The organism is Saccharothrix lopnurensis (genome assembly GCF_042658445.1).
GTDB lineage: Bacteria > Actinomycetota > Actinomycetes > Mycobacteriales > Pseudonocardiaceae > Actinosynnema > Actinosynnema lopnurensis.
Map to the genome: position 1 here is coordinate 61,977 of NZ_JBHSQO010000005.1, position 17,811 is coordinate 79,787.

The following is a 17,811-nucleotide window of genomic DNA, read 5'->3' on the forward strand; positions in this document are numbered from 1 at the left end:
GGTCGAATCGTTACACGTTGATGACCGAGATCACAGTAGTCGTGGTGTGGTTCGGTTTCACGACTGTTAAAGTCGCGTCAACACGCGGGCCATCGTCGTCCCGTGCCCAGCACCCGGATTCCCAGGACCTGGACACGAGGACTAGTTCGTCAGCCAGGACGACGAAGGAGGTCTGCGCAGTGATCTTCTCCGCCATCCCGTCCCCGCAGGGGCTCTACGACCCCACCGCCGAGCGCGACGCCTGCGGTGTGGCGATGGTCGCCGACATCCGAGGCCGCCGGTCGCACGACATCGTCGTCGACGCGCTCACCGCGCTGGCCAACCTGGAGCACCGCGGCGCGGCGGGCGCCGAACCGACCAGCGGCGACGGAGCGGGCATCCTGCTCCAGACGCCCGACGCCTTCCTCCGGGAGGTGGTGGGCTTCGACCTGCCCGAGGCGGGCGCCTACGCCGCGGGCATCGCGTTCCTGCCCGCCGACGAGGGGGAGCGCGCCAGGGCGGTCGGGCTGACCGGCCGGATCGCCGCCGAGGAGGGCCTGGAGGTCCTGGGCTGGCGCGACGTGCCCACCGACCCCGACCACGCCGACGTGGGCCCCACCGCCCGCTCCGTGATGCCGCACTTCGCCATGGTCGTGGTGCGCGCCGAGGCCGACCGGCGGGGCGTCGAGCTGGACCGCCTCACCTTCGCCCTGCGCAAGCGGGTCGAGCACGAGTCCGAGGCCGCCGGCGTCGGCACCTACTTCCCGTCGCTGTCCGCCCGCACCCTGGTCTACAAGGGGATGCTGACCACGGGCCAGCTGCCCGCGTTCTTCCCGGACCTGCGCGACGAGCGCCTGGCCAGCGCCATCGCCCTGGTGCACTCGCGCTTCTCCACCAACACCTTCCCGTCGTGGCCGCTCGCCCACCCCTTCCGGTACGTGGCGCACAACGGCGAGATCAACACCGTCCGCGGCAACCGCAACCGGATGCGCGCCCGCGAGGCGCTGCTGGCCTCCGACGTCATCCCCGGCGACCTGACCAGGCTCTACCCGATCTGCGACCAGGACGGGTCGGACTCGGCGAGCTTCGACGAGGTGCTGGAGCTGCTGCACCTCGGTGGCCGCAGCCTGCCCCACGCGGTGCTGATGATGATCCCCGAGGCGTGGGAGAACCACGCCTCGATGGACCCCGCGCGCCGCGCGTTCTACGAGTTCCACGCCAGCCTGATGGAGCCGTGGGACGGCCCGGCCTGCGTCACCTTCACCGACGGCACCCTGGTCGGCGCGGTGCTCGACCGCAACGGCCTGCGCCCGGCCCGCTGGTGGCAGACCGCCGACGGCCGCGTGGTGCTGGCCAGCGAGACCGGCGTGCTGGACGTCGCCCCGGAGCAGGTGGTCGCCAAGGGCCGCCTCCAGCCCGGCAAGATGTTCCTGGTCGACACCGGGCAGGGCCGCCTGGTCGACGACGACGAGGTCAAGTCGCAGCTGGCCGGCGAGCTGCCCTACGACGAGTGGCTGCACGCGGGCCTGCTGGAGCTGGACGACCTGGCCGACCGCGAGCACGTCGTGCAGAGCCACGACTCCGTGGTCCGCCGCCAGCTCACCTTCGGCTACACCGAGGAGGAGCTGCGGGTCCTGCTCGGCCCGATGGCGGTCAACGGCGCCGAGCCCCTGGGCTCCATGGGCACCGACACCCCGGTGGCCGCGCTGTCCCAGCGCTCCCGCCTGCTCTACGACTACTTCGCGCAGAGCTTCGCCCAGGTCACCAATCCGCCGCTGGACGCGATCCGCGAGGAGATCGTCACCAGCGTCTCCCGGGTGATGGGCCCCGAGCAGAACCTGCTGGAGCCGAGCGCGGCGAGCTGCCGCCACATCAAGCTCACCTACCCGGTCATCGACAACGACGAGCTGGCCAAGCTCATCCACATCAACGACGACGGCGACCTGCCGGGCTTCGCCTGCACCGTCCTGTCCGGACTGTACGAGGTGGACGGTGGCGGCCCCGCGCTGGAGGCGGCCGTCGGGCGGGTGCGCCGCGAGGCGTCCGAGGCCATCGCGAACGGCGCCCGCACCCTGGTGCTCTCCGACCGCGACTCCGACCACCGGATGGCGCCGATCCCGTCGCTGCTGCTGGTCTCCGCGGTGCACCACCACCTGGTGCGCACCAAGGAGCGCCTGCGCGTGGCGCTGGTCGTGGAGACCGGCGACGCCCGCGAGGTGCACCACATCGCCGCGCTGCTCGGCTACGGCGCCGCCGCGGTGAACCCGTACCTGGCCTTCGAGACCATCGAGGACCTGATCAACCAGGGCGCCATCACCGGCATCGAGCCGCGCAAGGCGGTCCGGAACTACGTGACGGCCCTGGTCAAGGGCACCCTGAAGATCATGTCCAAGATGGGCATCTCCACCGTCGGCGCGTACACCGCCGCCCAGGTCTTCGAGGCCGTGGGGCTGTCCAAGGACCTGCTGGCCGAGTACTTCACCGGCACGGTGTCCAAGCTCGGCGGCGCGGGCCTGGACGTGCTGGCCGAGGAGGTGGCCCTGCGCCACCGCCGCGCCTACCCGGACAACCCGGCCGCGCGCGTGCACCGCCGGCTGGAGGTGGGCGGCGAGTACGCCTACCGCCGCGAGGGCGAGCTGCACCTGTTCACGCCCGAGACGGTGTTCCTGCTCCAGCACGCCACCAGGACGGGCAGGGAGGACGTCTACCGCCGCTACACCGAGGAGGTGGAGGCGCTCGCCCGCCGGGGCGGCACGCTGCGCGGCCTGTTCACCCTCAGGACCACCGGCCGCGCGCCGGTGCCCATCGAGGAGGTCGAGCCCGTCTCCTCGATCGTCAAGCGCTTCAACACCGGCGCCATGTCCTACGGCTCGATCTCGGCCGAGGCGCACGAGACGCTGGCCATCGCGATGAACCGGCTCGGCGGCCGGTCCAACAGCGGCGAGGGCGGCGAGGACCCGGAGCGCCTGTACGACCCGGAGCGGCGCAGCGCGGTCAAGCAGGTCGCGTCCGGCCGGTTCGGCGTGACCAGCGAGTACCTGGTCAACGCCAGCGACATCCAGATCAAGATGGCGCAGGGCGCGAAGCCCGGCGAGGGCGGCCAGCTGCCCGGGTACAAGGTGTACCCGTGGATCGCGCGCACCCGGCACTCCACGCCCGGCGTGGGCCTGATCTCGCCGCCGCCGCACCACGACATCTACTCGATCGAGGACCTGGCGCAGCTCATCCACGACCTGAAGAACGCCAACGAGCAGGCCCGCGTGCACGTCAAGCTGGTCAGCGAGCTCGGCGTCGGCACGGTCGCGGCGGGCGTGGCCAAGGCCCACGCGGACGTCGTGCTGATCTCCGGCCACGACGGCGGCACCGGCGCGTCCCCGCTCAACTCGCTCAAGCACGCCGGCACGCCGTGGGAGGTCGGCCTGGCCGAGACCCAGCAGACGCTGCTGCTCAACGGCCTGCGCGACCGGATCACCGTGCAGGTGGACGGCGCCATGCGCACCGGCCGGGACGTCGTGGTCGCGGCGCTGCTGGGCGCCGAGGAGTTCGGCTTCGCCACCGCGCCGCTCATCGTCGAGGGCTGCGTGATGATGCGGGTCTGCCACCTGGACACCTGCCCGGTCGGCATCGCCACCCAGAACCCGGAGCTGCGCAAGCGCTTCACCGGCCAGGTCGACCACGTGGTCAACTTCTTCCACTTCGTCGCGCAGGAGGTCCGCGAGCTGCTGGCCGAGCTGGGCTTCCGCACCGTCGACGAGGCCGTGGGCCACGCCGAGCTGCTGGAGACCGACGCGGCCGTCGAGCACTGGAAGGCGTCGGGCCTGGACCTGACGCCGGTGTTCGCGGTGCCGCGGACGCCCTACCGGACGGCCAAGCGCAAGGTCCGCGAGCAGGACCACGGCCTCGCGCAGGCCCTGGACCGCACGCTGATCCAGCTCGCCGAGGCGGCCCTGGAGGACGCCCACCCGGTGCGGCTGGAGCTGCCGCTGCGCAACGTCAACCGCACCGTCGGCACGCTGCTCGGCGCGGAGGTGACCCGCCGGTTCGGCGGCGACGGCCTGCCGGACGACACGATCCACGTGACGTTCACCGGCTCGGCCGGCCAGTCGCTGGGCGCGTTCGTGCCGCGCGGCATCACGCTGGAGATGATCGGCGACGCCAACGACTACGTCGGCAAGGGCCTGTCCGGCGGCCGGGTCGTGGTCCGACCCCACCCGGACGCGCCGTTTGCCGCCGAGCAGCAGGTCATCGCGGGCAACGTGATCGGCTACGGCGCCACGTCCGGCGAGATCTTCCTGCGCGGACGCGTCGGCGAGCGGTTCTGCGTGCGCAACTCCGGCGCGCTCGCGGTGGCCGAGGGCGTGGGCGACCACGCGTTCGAGTACATGACCGGCGGCCGGGCCGTGGTGCTCGGGCCGACCGGCCGGAACCTGGCCGCGGGCATGTCCGGCGGCATCGCGTACGTGCTCGACCTCGACCCGGCGGCGGTCAACACCGCCATGGTCGAGCTCCAGCGGCCGAACGGGGACGACCTCCGCCGGCTGCGCGACGTGGTGGAGAAGCACCACAAGCTCACCGGATCCACCGTGGCCGCGTCGCTGCTCGGCGACTGGCCCCGGCGGTCCGCCGCGTTCACCAAGGTCATGCCCGGTGACTACCAGCGCGTGCTCGAAGCGATGAGGCTCGCCCGCGCGGAGGGCAGGGACGTCGACCAGGCGATCATGGAGGCTTCCCGTGGCTGACCCGTACGGTTTCCTCAAGCACCCCCGCCAGGACGCGAAGAAGCGCCCGGTCGCCGACCGGGCGGCCGACTGGCACGAGGTCTACCTCGACCCCGGCGCCGAGGCGCGCGACCAGCAGGTGCGCACCCAGGCGGCCCGCTGCATGGACTGCGGCATCCCGTTCTGCCACTCCGGGTCGGCCGGCTGCCCCCTGGGCAACCTCGTCCCGGAGTGGAACGACCTGGTCCGCCGCGGCGACTGGGAGCTGGCCTCCGACCGGCTGCACGCGACGAACAACTTCCCGGAGTTCACCGGGCGGCTGTGCCCCGCGCCGTGCGAGGCGGCGTGCGTGCTGTCGATCAGCCACGACGCCGGCGGCCCGGTGGCCATCAAGCGCGTGGAGCAGGCCATCGCGGACGTGTCCTGGGAGCAGGGGCTCGTGCGGCCCGCCCGGGCCCACGTGCCGTCGGGCCGGAAGGTCGCGGTCGTCGGCTCCGGCCCGGCCGGCCTGGCCGCGGCCCAGCAGCTGACCCGCGCCGGCCACGAGGTCACCGTCTTCGAGCGGGACGACCGGCTCGGCGGGCTGCTGCGCTACGGCATCCCCGAGTTCAAGATGGAGAAGAAGGTCCTCGACCGGAGGCTGGCGCAGCTCCGCAACGAGGGCACCAGGTTCGTCACCGGCTGCGAGGTCGGCGTGGACGTGACCGTGGAGCAGCTGCGCGAGCGGTTCGACGCCGTGGTGCTGGCCGTGGGCGCGCTGCGGGGCCGGGACGACCGGACCACCCCGGGCCGCGACCTCGACGGCGTCCACCTGGCCATGGACCACCTGGTGCCCGCCAACCGCGCCTGCGAGGGCGACGGCGCGCCGGCGATCGACGCGGCCGGCAGGCACGTCGTCGTCATCGGCGGCGGCGACACCGGCGCCGACTGCTACGGCACGGCGGTGCGCCAGGGCGCGGCGTCGGTCGTGCAGCTCGACCAGTACCCCACGCCACCCGCCAAGCGCGACGACGAGCGCTCGCCGTGGCCGGTGTGGCCGTGGGTCCTGCGCACCTACCCCGCGCACGAGGAGGCGGGGGAGCGGCGGTTCGCCGTGGCCGTGGAGGAGTTCGTCGGCGACGAGGCGGGCCACGTGCGGCAGATCAAGCTGCGCAAGGTGCGGGTGGAGCGCGACGCCTCGGGCCGGCGCGTGGTGGTGCCGGTGACGGAGGAGGTGGAGCTCCTCCCGGCCGACCTGGTGCTGCTCGCCATCGGCTTCGAGGGCGTGGAGCACATGCCCCTGCTCGACGGCCTCGGCCTCCGGCTGACCTCGCGCGGCACCATCTCGTGCGGTTCGGACTGGCAGACGCAGGCCCCCGGCGTGTTCGTGTGCGGTGACGCCCACCGGGGCGCGTCCCTGGTGGTGTGGGCGATCGCGGAGGGCCGCTCGGTGGCCAACGCGGTGGACACCTACCTGACGGGTTCGTCCGACCTGCCGTCGCCGGTGATCCCCAACCAGCTCCCGCTCGCCGTGGTGTAGGTGTCCCGGCACCACCGATCGCCCCCGACAACGGCGTCGGGGGCGATTTCTTTTCGCGGTCGAGCCCGGCGATCGGGGAGCGCGGCGTTCCGGGTTCGAGTTCGGTTCCCGCCGTCGCCGCCCGAATTGTTCCGCACCGGTCCGCGGCTCATCCGAACGACGCGCGCCTGATGCCCCCGGTCGGGCCTTTCGTGGAGCACGCGACCTTCATCGAGGAGGTCTGGTTCGACGAGGCCGTCATCCGCCGGTCCCGCGCCGAGATCGGCATCCCCGCGACACCGCACGAGTCGTTTGCGCCGGGTGTACCTCCACGTGCTGCGCGAGCTCGCCCAGCACTGCGGGCACGCCGACATCCTGCGCGAACAGCTCGTGGGCGAGTAGCGCGCGGCACCCGCCCCCGCCGCCGACCATGATCGCGCACCCGGACCAAGCGGTCTGGGCCGCTCGACGACCCGGCTCGTCAACGGCTGCCCGCGCGGTCCGCCGATGCGCTCATCCCGTGCTGCCGAGCAGCGCAAATTTTCTTCACCGAGGTATCGGGACGGCCCGCGGCCACCTCCAGCACGCCGTTGGCACCCACTCCGCAGAGGAGACCCCGTGAAGACCACCAGATCAGTCCCGCGCATCGCGACGCTCGCGTCCGGCGCGCTGCTGACCGCGTCGATCCTGGCGCCGGCGGCATCGGCCGCACCCGCCCCGGCGGGCCCCGCCAGGTCCGCCGAGCACGCGGTCAGCGACACCGGGGGCGTCACCCTGTCGGCGACCGCGGCCAGTGGGCTGCGCGGCATCGACAGCTACCGGGGCACGGGCTCGACCAGGGACGCCGTGAAGGACGGCGCCCGCGCCGTCCCCGCCGGCCACCGCGTCCAGGGCTACCGGTCGCCCACCGGCGACGACTTCGGCACCCGATCCATCATCGGTGACGACAACCGGACCCGGGTCAACCCGACCACGGGCTTCCCGGCCCGCGCCACGGTCCTCATCACCCGGACCGTGAACGGCGTGGAGAACCAGCACTGCACCGGCTGGATGTTCAGCGACGACCTGGTCGTGACCGCCGGCCACTGCGTCTACAACCAGACCAGCGGCTGGTACACCGGGCAGCTCCGGTTCTACCCCGGCGCCAACGGCACCGGCAGCCGCCCGTACGGCGGCTGTTCCGCGACCACCCTCCGGTCGAACACCGGCTGGACCGTCGACGGCAGCGCCGACGCCGACTACGGCGCCGCCACCCTCGACTGCACCATCGGCAACACCGTCGGCTGGTACGGCGCCTACTGGACCACCGCCTCGCTGAACGGCACGTCCACCACCATCCAGGGCTACGGCGGCGACAAGGCCCAGCAGCAGTGGATCCACAGCGACCAGGTCCGCGTCAGCGACAGCCTGCGGCTGCGCTACGACAACGACACCGTCGGCGGCAACAGCGGCAGCGCGGTCTACACCGTCCGGGCGCCGGGCTCCTCGGGCTGCTCCGGCCAGTGCTCGCTGGCGGTCCACGCCTACGGCACCGGCGCCGACGGCCACAACAGCGGACCGCGCATCACCGAGAGCCGGTTCACCCTCATCGCCGGCTGGCGCTGAGCCGACCGGTCCGGCGCCGAGCCAACCCACCGCACCCCCGGTTCCGTCCTGGGCACGGAACCGAAGGGAGCAGAGCAATGGGACACGTCAAGGCAGTGCTGCTGGTGGGCCTCCTGGTGCTGGGCGGGTGCGGCGGTGAAGCGGGCACGTCCTCGTCCGGCGGCGGGTCCCCGCGGACCCCGTCCGCCCAGGTAGCCATCACCGGCACGGTGGTGGACGACGCCGGCCGGCCCGTCGAGGGGGCGCTCGTGCAGCCGAAGTCCGTCGACGACCCGCCCCAGCCGGTACCGGAGTTGGCCGTGATCTCCGGTCCCGACGGCCGCTACGAGTGGAACCTGCCCGCCGGTCGCTATGAGTTCACCGCGACCAAGGGCGACCGGACCGGCCCGCCGGTCCAGGTCACCGCCTCGACCGGCACGATCGACGCGACCCAGGACGTACCACTCCGCCTGTCCTGAGGGCGCGCCTCGGCGAGGTGTTCCAACGGCGTGCCTCGGCGAGGTGTTCCGACGGCGTGGGCCCCGAACACCGCGTTCGGGGCCCACGCGCGTCCCGACCTCACGCGCGGGCGACCACCCGCACCGAGCGGATGTCGCTGACCAGGAACTCCCGGGCCTCCCCGCGCGGCCCGCACGTCGCCGTGAGGTTCCCCGAGGCGTGGTCGACCGGCGTGATCACGTGCTTGACCGCCGTGCGCGGCCCGTTGGCCACGGCGACCTCCACCGAGGTCCGCGTGACCAGCGCCTCCGCCAGCAGCAGCACCTCCGAGTCGCGCAGCACCAGCGACTGGTCCCGCAGCAACCGCACCGCGCCCATCCGCCGCGACTCCGCGCAGGGCGGCACGTACCACTGCCGGGGCCGCTCCCGGTCCACCAGCGCCACCGCCAACCTGCTCAGGTCCTGCTCGCCCAACGGCTCGCCCCGACGCCCGTTCCCCCACCCGTCGACCACCCCGCCACCCCGGCGCACCGGCGGCGGGGTGGCCCGCTGCCGCGGCACCCGCGCCACCACCGGCGCCCCGTCCGCCCCCGCCGACGCCGGCGCGTACCCGGCCGCCCGCAGCAGCGCCAACGTCTCCGCCACGGGCTTGGTCGAGGCCAGCACGGTCGGACCGAGCGGCCGCAACCCCAGCGACGCCAACGACCGGCGCGCGGCGATCTCCGCCAGCAGCACCGGGTCCGCGGTCCGCACGCAGCACGCCACCGGCACCACCGTGATCCGCCCGTGCTGCCGCGCCACCTCCCGCACCAGGTCCGCCAGCGCGGCGGGCACCCCGTGCGCGGCCACCGCCCCCAACCGGGCCAGCAGCGCGTCCGGCTCGTGCCCGAGGTCCAGCGCCCGCCGCACCCCGGCCCCGCCGAACCTCCACACCCCGCCGGAGCCACCGGCCTCCTCGGCGACCAGCTCCAGCACCGCGCTCAACTCGCGGTCCGGCAACCCCTCCACCACGGCCGTCAGGTCCGGCCGCAGGTCCGCCGTCGACACCGAGGGCGGCACGAACCGACCGGCCACCGCCGCCACGCCACCCGTACCCGCCGCACCACCCGCACCCGCCGCCGCCGCACCACCCGTACCCGCCGCCGTACCCGCCCCGCCCTCCAGCAGCACCCGCCCCAACGAGGTCAACGCGCCCAGCGCCACCAGCCCCAGCGACTCGGCCTCCACCAGCACGGCCTCCGCCACCCCCGCCCCCCACACCGCGGGCCGCGACCACGCCAGCTCGGCCACCACCTCGTGCCGGTGCTCGAACGCCTCGTCCGGCCCCAGCTCCGCGTACCGCGCCAGCACACCCCGCCGCGCCCGGCCCCCGCCGTCCGACGGGGACGGCTCCACCACCGCCTGCCGCTGCCTGCCCGGCACCCCCGCCAACCGCGGCCACGCCTCGACCAGCGCGGCCAACCGGTCCGCCGTCGGCGCGGCGCGCCACGCGTCCGACCGGGTGGTGGGCAGCAGCCACCCGCCCTCCGCGGCCAGCAGCCGCACCTCCACCGCCAGCTCCACCCACAGCCGCACCCGCGCCTCCTCCGCGCGCAGCACGCCCGCGATCCGGCGCAGCTCCCGCAGGCCCAGCCCGCTGCGGCAGGCCACCGGCTCCAGGTCGCAGAACGCGAGCAGCCGCGTCGTCCCGTCCACGGTGGACGTGGCGGGCGCGATGCCGGCCCGGTCGGCGTAACCCCGGTGCTGCGCGGTCCGGCGCGGCAGGCGCGGCGCGGGCGTGATCCGGCGCGCCGGCTCGTCCAGCAGCGGTCGCAGACCGGGCGAGCCGACCACGCCCCCGCCCGCGGGCCACACCAGGGCGCGGGCGCGCAGCTGCGCCAGCACCCGCTTGAGCTCCGCCCGCGCGGCCTTCCCGTTGCAGCGCAGCTGCTCGGCGACCGCCTCCACGTCCGCCCGGCCGCCCAGCCGAGCCACCGCGTCCAGCACGTCCCGGGCCCCCTGGTCCAGCCCCTCCACCGCGATCCGCAGCGACGCCGTCGTGGTCAGCTCGTCGGCCAGCGCCCGCAGCGAGTGGGGTCGGGTCCGGGCGGCGTCCTCCCGCGAGGACAGCACGTCCCGGATTCCCTGCACGTCGAGTTCCCGCAGCCAGGCCACGAGGGCCGCTTTCCTACCCACTCGGCTGATTATGCACAGAACGTGACGACCCGGTGATGCAAAGCTATAGCACTCCCCAATAAGGCACGAATGGCCGAACGTAAGCTTGGTGCCGTGGAATTCAGCGGCTTCGGCGAACACGCCATCGACTTCTACGACGGTCTCGTGGTCGACAACTCGAAAGCGTACTGGGAGGACAACAAGCACCTTTACCACGCGGACGTGCGCGTGCCCATGGAGGCGCTGCTCGCGGCCCTGGAACCGGAGTTCGGGAAGGGAAAGGTCTTCCGGCCCTACCGCGACGTGCGGTTCAGCAAGGACAAAACCCCCTACAAGGACCATTGCGGCGCGGTCGTCGAACCCGGTCGCGGCAGCGGCGCGCACTACGCGCAGATCGGCCCGGAGGGGTTGTTCGTCGCCGGCGGGTCGTTCGCCATGGCCCCCGACCAGCTCGCCCGCTACCGGGAGTCGGTCGCCGACGACCTGCGCGGCCGGGCGCTGGAGCGGGTGCTCGCCCGGCTGGCGGGCCAGGGGTGGGAGCTGCGCGGGGACAGGCTCAAGCGCGCGCCCCGGGGCACGGACCCCGAGCACCCCCGGATCGAGCTGCTCAAGCACAAGCGCCTGTACGTGGCGAAGGTCTGGCCGCCGGACGACGTGCTGCACGAGCCCGGGTGCCTGGACCGCGTGCGCGAGGGGTGGCGCCAGGTGACCCCGCTGGTCGACTGGTGCAACGACCACGTCGGCCTGACCGAGGTGGGCTTCCGCCGATGACCGGGCCGCGCCCCGCGTCGGGCCCCATGCCCCTCCCCCTACTCCCGGCCCCGCTCCCTCCCCACCGGCAGCAGCCGGAACACCAGCAGCCCGACCCCGATCCCGGCGACGTCCACCAGCGCGTCGAGCACGTCACCCCCGCGGCCCAGCGCGGTGATGAGCCACTGCAACACTTCCGAGACCGCGGCGTAACCAACCAGCCCCGCCGCCAACCCCGCGACCGGCAGCCGCGCGTACCGCCCGGTGGTCGTGAGCAGGGCGAACAGCAGGCAGTGGACCACCTTGTCGGTGCCCGGCGGCGAGTCGGGCACTCCTGACTGGGGGGTGAACAACACGATGACGCTCAGCAACGCCGCGATCACGAACGGAAGTATTCTGGCACCCACCCGGCAGATTCTGCCCGTTCCGCGGAGATTACCCCCGGGTACATCCTGATCGGTCCAGTGACAGGGACTACTCTGCACAGACGTGAGTCGACGCGCGAAGATCGTCTGTACGCTTGGTCCCGCCACCGCGACCGAGGACAAGGTCAACGAGCTGGTGGCGGCCGGTATGGACGTGGCTCGGATGAACTTCAGCCACGGTAGCCATGCCGACCACAAGCAGGTCTACGACCTCGTCCGCGCAGCGGCCGACGTGTCGGGGCGGGCGGTCGGCATCCTCGCCGACCTCCAGGGGCCGAAGATCCGCCTGGGGCGATTCGCCCACGGGCCGGTCGAGTGGCGCACCGGGGACGTCGTCCGGGTGACCGTCGAGGACGTCGCGGGCACCCACGACCGCGTCTCCACCACCTACAAGCAGCTGGCGCAGGACGCCAAGGTCGGTGACCGACTGCTGGTGGACGACGGCAAGGTCGGCCTGGTCGTGGTCGACGTCGACGGACCGGACGTGGTCTGCGAGGTCACCGAGGGCGGCCCGGTCAGCAACAACAAGGGCCTCTCGCTGCCCGGCATGGACGTGTCCGTGCCGGCGCTGTCGGAGAAGGACATCGAGGACCTGGAGTTCGCGCTGCGCCTGGGCGTGGACTTCATCGCCCTGTCGTTCGTGCGCTCGCCCGCCGACATCGACCTGGTGCACCAGGTGATGGACCGGGTCGGCAACGGCCGCAAGCCGGTCATCGCCAAGATCGAGAAGCCCGAAGCGGTCGACAACCTCGAGGCCATCGTGCTGGCCTTCGACGGCGTCATGGTCGCCCGCGGCGACCTGGGCGTGGAGCTGCCGCTGGAGTACGTGCCGCTGGTGCAGAAGCGGGCGATCCAGATCGCCCGCGAGAACGCCAAGCCGGTGATCGTGGCCACCCAGATGCTGGACTCCATGATCACCAACTCCCGGCCGACCCGCGCCGAGACCTCCGACGTGGCGAACGCCGTGCTGGACGGCGCGGACGCGCTGATGCTGTCCGGCGAGACGTCGGTCGGCCGCTACGCCATCGAGTCGGTCAAGACCATGGGCCGGATCATCGAGGCCGTGGAGACCGAGTCCGTGGTGGTCCCGCCGCTGACCCACGTCCCGCGCACCAAGCGCGGCGTCATCTCCTACGCGGCGCGCGACATCGGTGAGCGGCTGAACGCGAAGGCCCTCGTGGCGTTCACCCAGTCCGGTGACACCGTGCGGCGGCTGGCCCGCCTGCACACGCACCTGCCGCTGCTGGCGTTCACGCCGGAGCCCAGCGTGCGCAGTCAGCTTGCTCTCACCTGGGGCACGGAGACGTTCCTGGTGCCTAAGGTGGACTCGACCGACGGTATGGTCCGCCAGGTCGACCAGTCGATGCTGTCCATCGGCCGCTACCAGGCCGGTGACCTGATGGTCGTCGTGGCCGGCTCGCCGCCCGGCACCATCGGCTCGACGAACCTCATCCGGGTGCACCGCCTGGGGGAGGAAGACCACGCTTAGGAGATGACGTGACCGAGGCTGCCCGCGCCGCGGCTTCCGCCGGTTTCTCGGACGTTCCGCTGGACGCCGACGGCGTGCCGCACGGGCAGCCCGTGCTCGACCGCCTCGTGGCGCTGCTCGACCTGGAGCGCATCGAGGAGAACATCTTCCGCGGGGTGTCGCCCGCCGAATCGCCCGTGCGGGTGTTCGGCGGGCAGGTGGCCGGGCAGGCCCTGGTGGCCGCCGGCCGGACCGTGGACCCGGGTCGGCGGGTGCACTCGCTGCACTCGTACTTCATCCGGGGCGGTGACCCGACCGTCCCGATCGTGTACGAAGTGGACCGCATCCGTGACGGGCGGTCGTTCACCACCCGCCGGGTGGTCGCCGTGCAGCACGGCAAGGCGATCTTCTCGCTGTCGGCGTCGTTCCAGCTCGACGAGCCGGGCCTGGACCACCAGGACCCGATGCCGTCGGTGCCGCCGCCGGACTCCCTGCCGACCTACGCCGAGTCGGCGGCCGGGTACCTGGACAAGGTGGGCATGGCCCGCCTGCCCAGGCCGGTCGACATCCGGTACGTGACCCAGCCGCCGTGGCGGGCGCGCGAGGACGGGCCGGGCGAGGCGCGCAGCCGGGTGTGGATGCGCGCGGACGGCAAGCTGCCCGACGACGACCTGCTGCACGTGTGCGTGCTGGCCTACGCCTCGGACATGACCCTGCTCGACTCGGTCCTGGTCCGCCACGGGGTCTACTGGGGCACGGACAAGGTGCTGGGCGCGAGCCTGGACCACGCCATGTGGTTCCACCGCCGGTTCCGCGCGGACGAGTGGTTCCTCTACGACTGCGCGTCGCCCTCGGCGTCCGGCGCGCGGGGCCTGGCGACGGGCCGCTTCTACGCCCGCGACGGCAGCCTGGTGGCCACGGTGGTCCAGGAGGGCCTGCTCCGCGTGGTGCGGTAGGCCCCCGGGCTCACTCCTCTCCCCGCAACGCCTCCCACAGCGCCCGCACGTGGTGCTCCCTCGTGCCCTCGGCCCCGATGGCGACGCGGACCGCGAACCGCCCGTTCACCGTCGTGTGCGTGACGAACGCGTCGCCGCTCGCGTTGACCCGCTCCATCGCCGCCCGCGTGGCCCCGTCGCCGTCGCGGTGGGCGAGGGTCACCAGGGACAGCGTGCGGGGCGCGGCCAGCTCCCACCCCTCGTCGGCCCCGACCCACGACTCCAGCAGCGCCGCCAGCTCCACGTGCCTGCGCAGGTGGGCCCGCACGCCCTCCAGCCCGTACCAGCGCAGCACCGACCACAGCTTCAGCGCCCGGAACCGGCGGCCCAGCGGGATCTGCCAGTCGCGGTAGTCGACCACGGCGCCCGACTCGGTCGCGGTGTTGCGCAGGTACTCGGGGAGGATGGTCAGGGCGTCCACCAGCACGTCCGGGTGGGCCGTCCAGAACAGCGACAGGTCGAACGCGGTCAGCATCCACTTGTGGGCGTTCGCGGTGAACGAGTCGGCCAGCCCGACGCCGTCGAACAGGGGGCGGAACTCCGGGCACAGCGCCGCCGGCCCGGCCCACGCCGCGTCCACGTGCAGCCAGGCGCCGTGCTCGGCGCACAGCGCCGCGACCTCCCGCACCGGGTCCACCGCGCCCGTGCCCGTCGTGCCGATGGTCGCGCACACGAGCACCGGCCGCCGTCCCGCCTCCACATCGGCCTTGAGCCGCGCCGCCAGCGCCCCCGCGTCCATCGCCGACGTCGCCGGGTCCACCGGGATCGACCGCACGGCCTGCTCGCCGAGCCCCGCCATGCGCGCCGCGCGCTCGATCGACGAGTGGGTCTGCGAGGACACGTAGACCGTCTCCGCGCCGTCCACGCCGGACTGGCGCCACTTGCCCCCGGACGCCCGGTGCAGCGCCGCCAGCAGCGCGACGAGCGCGGCCGACGACGCCGTGTCCTGGATGACCCCGCCGCCGAGGAAGCGCTCCGGCAGGCCCATGGCGCCCACCAGCTCGTCCATCAGGTGCTGCTCGACCTCGGTCGCGGCGGGGGAGGTGGACCACAGCATCCCCTGCACGCCCAGGCCGGACGACAGCAGGTCGCCGAGCACGGACGGCAGCGACGCGTTGGACGGGAAGTAGGCGTAGAACCCGGGGTGCTGCCAGTGGGTCGTGCCGGGCAGCACCACCCGCTCCAGGTCGGCCAGCAACCCGGCGAAGTCGCCGCCCGCCTCGCTCAACCCGTCGAGCTGCCCGCGCACCCACCCCGGCTCCACCCGGGACCGGACGGGGAACTCCTCGACCCGCGCCCGGTAGTCGGCGATCCAGTCGACCACCTCGTGCCCGACCCGCCGAAACTCCTCAGCATCCACCTCCCCAAGCTAACCCCCCGCGAGTCGTACCTCCAGACCCCGCGAGTCGTACGTCCAGACCCACCGTGTCGTACGTTCCGGACCCCCGAGTTCAGCGTTCGCGCACCCCCCAGGCCGGACACGAACGTTGAACTCGGGGGTCCTGGACGTACGACACGGCCGACCGGAACGTACGACTCGCGGGGTCTGGACGTACGACTCGCGGGGTTCTTCGGGGTTTTGGTTATGTTGGCGGGCGGTGGCCGTCTTCGGTGGGTAAGCCCAACTCGGCCGGGAGGATCGGTATGCGCACACCAGGTGACGCCGAGGCGGTCAAGGCCGCCCAGCGCGGCGAGCCGGGCGCGTTGGACGCGCTGGTGGCGGCCTACCTGCCGCTGGTCTACAACGTCGTCGGGCACGCACTCGGCGGGCACCCCGACACCGACGACGTGGTCCAGGAGACCATGCTGCGCGCCGTGGACGGGCTGTCCCGCCTGGAGAAGCCCGAGTCGTTCCGCTCCTGGCTGCTGGTCATCGCGATGAACCAGGTCCGCGACCGCCACCGCCGCAACCAGCCGCTGCCCGTCGACCACGAGGTGCTCGACCGGGCCGACCCCGGCGCGGACTTCGCCGACCTCGCCATCACCCGCCTCCAGCTCACCGGCCAGCGCCGGGAGGTCCTCGCGGCCACCCGCTGGATCGGCGACGACGAGCGCGAGGTGCTCTCGCTGTGGTGGCTGGAGCAGGTCGGCCGGATCACGCGCGCCGAGCTGGTCAAGGCCCTCGACCTCACCCCGCAGCACGCCGCCGTCCGGGTCCAGCGGATGAAGGCCCAGCTCGACTCGGCCCGCGTGGTCGTGCGCGTGCTGGCCATGCCCCGGTGCGGCGAGCTGGCCGAGGTGGTCGCGGACTGGGACGGCCACCCCGGCGCGCTGTGGCGCAAGCGGATCGTGCGGCACGCCCGGGAGTGCCGGCGCTGCGGGCGCGGGTTCGACGACCTGGCCGCCGTGGACGGGCTGGTGGCCCGCATCCCGCTGGTGCCGGTGCCCGCCGGGTTCGACCTGCTCGACCCCGCTCCGCTCGACCCCGGGCTGGTGGACCCCGGGCTGGTGGACCCCGGCCTGGTCGACGGGCAGGCGACGGCCACCCCGAACGCGATCACCCCGAACACCACCACCCCGACGCCGCTCAAGCCGTCGTTCTGGGCGCACGTGGCGGCCAAGCCGCTGGTCGCGGCGGTCGCGGTGGCGGCGGTGGTGGGCGCGGTGACCCTGCTGCCGCCCGAGCAGGCGCCCCGCCCGGTCCCGGTGGCCGCGCCGATCACCGCGACGACCACCACCCTCGTGCCCGTCACCGCGTCGAGCCAGGCGACCACGACCACCACCACGACGACGACCACCACGAGCCCCACCTCCACCACCACCCGGCCGGTCGTCGCCGCGCCACCCGACCCCCTCCCGGCCGCCAGGTCGATCAAGAAGGGCGTCAGCACCTGGCACTTCGACGGCGTCGGCCGGGCGCTGTCGGACGTCGGCGCGGGCTGGTTCTACAACTGGGCCACCACGCCGGAGGGCGTGCGGGCGCCGGGCGTGGAGTACGTGCCGATGATCTGGGGCGCGAAGACCGCGACCCCGGCCAACCTGGAGGCCGTGAAGGGGCAGGGCACCACGCTGCTCGGCTTCAACGAGCCCGACCTGGCCGAGCAGGCGAACATGTCCGTCGAGCAGGCGCTGGACCTGTGGCCGAGGCTCCAGGCGACGGGGATGCGCCTGGGCAGCCCGGCCGTGGCCTACGGCGGCGACCGACCGGGCGGCTGGCTCGACCGGTTCCTGACCGGCGCCCGCGAGCGCGGCCTGCGGGTCGACTTCATCACGCTGCACTGGTACGGCTCGGACTTCGGCCCGGCCGCCGTCGGCCACCTGAAGGGCTACCTGGACGCCGTGCACGCCCGCTACGGCCTGTCGGTCTGGCTCACGGAGTACTCGCTGATGGACTTCTCCGGCGGCGGCGTGCGCTACCCGGACGACCGGCAGCTGGCCGATTTCGCGGGCGCGTCGTCGCGGATGCTCGACGGTCTGCCCTACCTGGAGCGCTACGCGTGGTTCGCGCTCCCGGCCGACAAGCCCGGCACGGGCCTGTACGCACCCGGCGGCACGCCCAACGCCGCCGGGCAGGCGTACCGCGCCACCGGGTGAGGTGACCCCCGTCGCCGCCGGTCGTGCGGTGGTGACGGGCACCGGCCCGCCCGCCACGACCGGTCGTGCGGTCGCGGCGGGCGGGCCGGTCGCGTTGGGGGGCGAACGGGCCGGGCAGTGAACGGATTGAGCTGCGGCGAGCCGGGCAGCGGCGGGCCGGCGGGAGTGAGCCGGCAGCGGCGGGCTGGGCGGCAGGAGCCGGGTAGCAGCGGAGCGGGCGGCGGCAGGCCGGGCAAGCGAGCCGGGC

The 17,811-nt window shown here is 73.5% G+C and carries 12 protein-coding genes; 9 read left to right on the forward strand and 3 right to left on the reverse strand.

From position 1 onward, the window contains the following. Window positions 1-179 precede the first annotated feature (179 nt). From gltB to ACFP3R_RS06995, 5 genes are all read left to right on the forward strand, one after another. A complete protein-coding gene (gene gltB, locus ACFP3R_RS06975) occupies window positions 180-4,718 on the forward strand; it encodes a glutamate synthase large subunit (RefSeq protein WP_380633927.1) in 4,539 nt (1,512 codons plus the stop codon). Then, window positions 4,711-6,216 (forward strand): glutamate synthase subunit beta, encoded by a 1,506-nt coding sequence (locus tag ACFP3R_RS06980; protein WP_380633928.1) that lies wholly within the window; start codon window positions 4,711-4,713, stop codon window positions 6,214-6,216. The genes gltB and ACFP3R_RS06980 overlap by 8 nt, the downstream gene beginning before the upstream one ends. Window positions 6,217-6,516: 300 nt before the next feature. Further along, a complete protein-coding gene (locus tag ACFP3R_RS06985; protein ID WP_380634236.1) occupies window positions 6,517-6,597 on the forward strand; it encodes a mycothiol transferase in 81 nt (26 codons plus the stop codon). A gap of 216 nt (window positions 6,598-6,813) precedes the next feature. Then, entirely contained in the window at window positions 6,814-7,800 is a 987-nt protein-coding gene (locus ACFP3R_RS06990) for a trypsin-like serine peptidase (RefSeq protein ID WP_380633929.1), read from the forward strand. Between the two features lie 77 nt (window positions 7,801-7,877). Continuing rightward, complete coding sequence (locus ACFP3R_RS06995; RefSeq protein WP_380633931.1) at window positions 7,878-8,258, forward strand: carboxypeptidase-like regulatory domain-containing protein; 381 nt, start codon at window positions 7,878-7,880, stop codon at window positions 8,256-8,258. Between the two features lie 100 nt (window positions 8,259-8,358). Here the strand turns inward: ACFP3R_RS06995 and ACFP3R_RS07000 are convergent, their stop codons facing one another. Then, a complete protein-coding gene (locus ACFP3R_RS07000; RefSeq protein WP_380633933.1) occupies window positions 8,359-10,413 on the reverse strand; it encodes a helicase-associated domain-containing protein in 2,055 nt (684 codons plus the stop codon). A gap of 93 nt (window positions 10,414-10,506) precedes the next feature. Between ACFP3R_RS07000 and ACFP3R_RS07005 the strand changes: the two genes are divergently transcribed. Beyond that, window positions 10,507-11,163 carry a DUF2461 domain-containing protein gene (locus ACFP3R_RS07005; protein WP_380633934.1) on the forward strand — a complete coding sequence of 219 codons (657 nt, stop codon included), beginning with the start codon at window positions 10,507-10,509 and terminating at the stop codon, window positions 11,161-11,163. A 38-nt stretch (window positions 11,164-11,201) separates the two neighbouring features. Here ACFP3R_RS07005 and ACFP3R_RS07010 read toward each other — a convergent pair whose 3' ends face one another. Beyond that, window positions 11,202-11,525 (reverse strand): VanZ family protein, encoded by a 324-nt coding sequence (locus ACFP3R_RS07010; protein WP_380633936.1) that lies wholly within the window; start codon window positions 11,523-11,525, stop codon window positions 11,202-11,204. Between the two features lie 106 nt (window positions 11,526-11,631). Here ACFP3R_RS07010 and pyk point away from each other — a divergent pair, with 106 nt between their 5' ends. Together pyk and tesB are read left to right on the forward strand one after the other, a co-directional pair. Then, window positions 11,632-13,056: a pyruvate kinase gene (gene pyk, locus ACFP3R_RS07015; RefSeq protein ID WP_380633938.1), complete on the forward strand. Its 1,425-nt coding sequence runs from the start codon at window positions 11,632-11,634 to the stop codon at window positions 13,054-13,056. 8 nt (window positions 13,057-13,064) lie between these two features. Further along, the gene (gene tesB, locus ACFP3R_RS07020; RefSeq protein WP_380633939.1) at window positions 13,065-13,991 is read left to right on the forward strand and encodes an acyl-CoA thioesterase II; all 927 of its coding nucleotides are present in this window, start codon (window positions 13,065-13,067) and stop codon (window positions 13,989-13,991) included. Window positions 13,992-14,001: 10 nt separating this feature from the next. Here the strand turns inward: tesB and ACFP3R_RS07025 are convergent, their stop codons facing one another. Then, entirely contained in the window at window positions 14,002-15,390 is a 1,389-nt protein-coding gene (locus tag ACFP3R_RS07025) for a pyridoxal phosphate-dependent decarboxylase family protein (protein ID WP_380633941.1), read from the reverse strand. 284 nt (window positions 15,391-15,674) lie between these two features. On the opposite strand from ACFP3R_RS07025, the gene ACFP3R_RS07030 reads away from it, so the two are divergent. Next, entirely contained in the window at window positions 15,675-17,564 is a 1,890-nt protein-coding gene (locus ACFP3R_RS07030; protein ID WP_380633942.1) for a sigma-70 family RNA polymerase sigma factor, read from the forward strand. Window positions 17,565-17,811 lie beyond the last annotated feature (247 nt).

Coding starts and splice junctions, on each gene's coding strand:
- ACFP3R_RS06995 (WP_380633931.1), top strand. CDS start 7,878: ATGGGACACGTCAAGGCAGTGCTGCTGGTGGGCCTCCTGGTGCTGGGC.
- ACFP3R_RS07030 (WP_380633942.1), top strand. CDS start 15,675: ATGCGCACACCAGGTGACGCCGAGGCGGTCAAGGCCGCCCAGCGCGGC.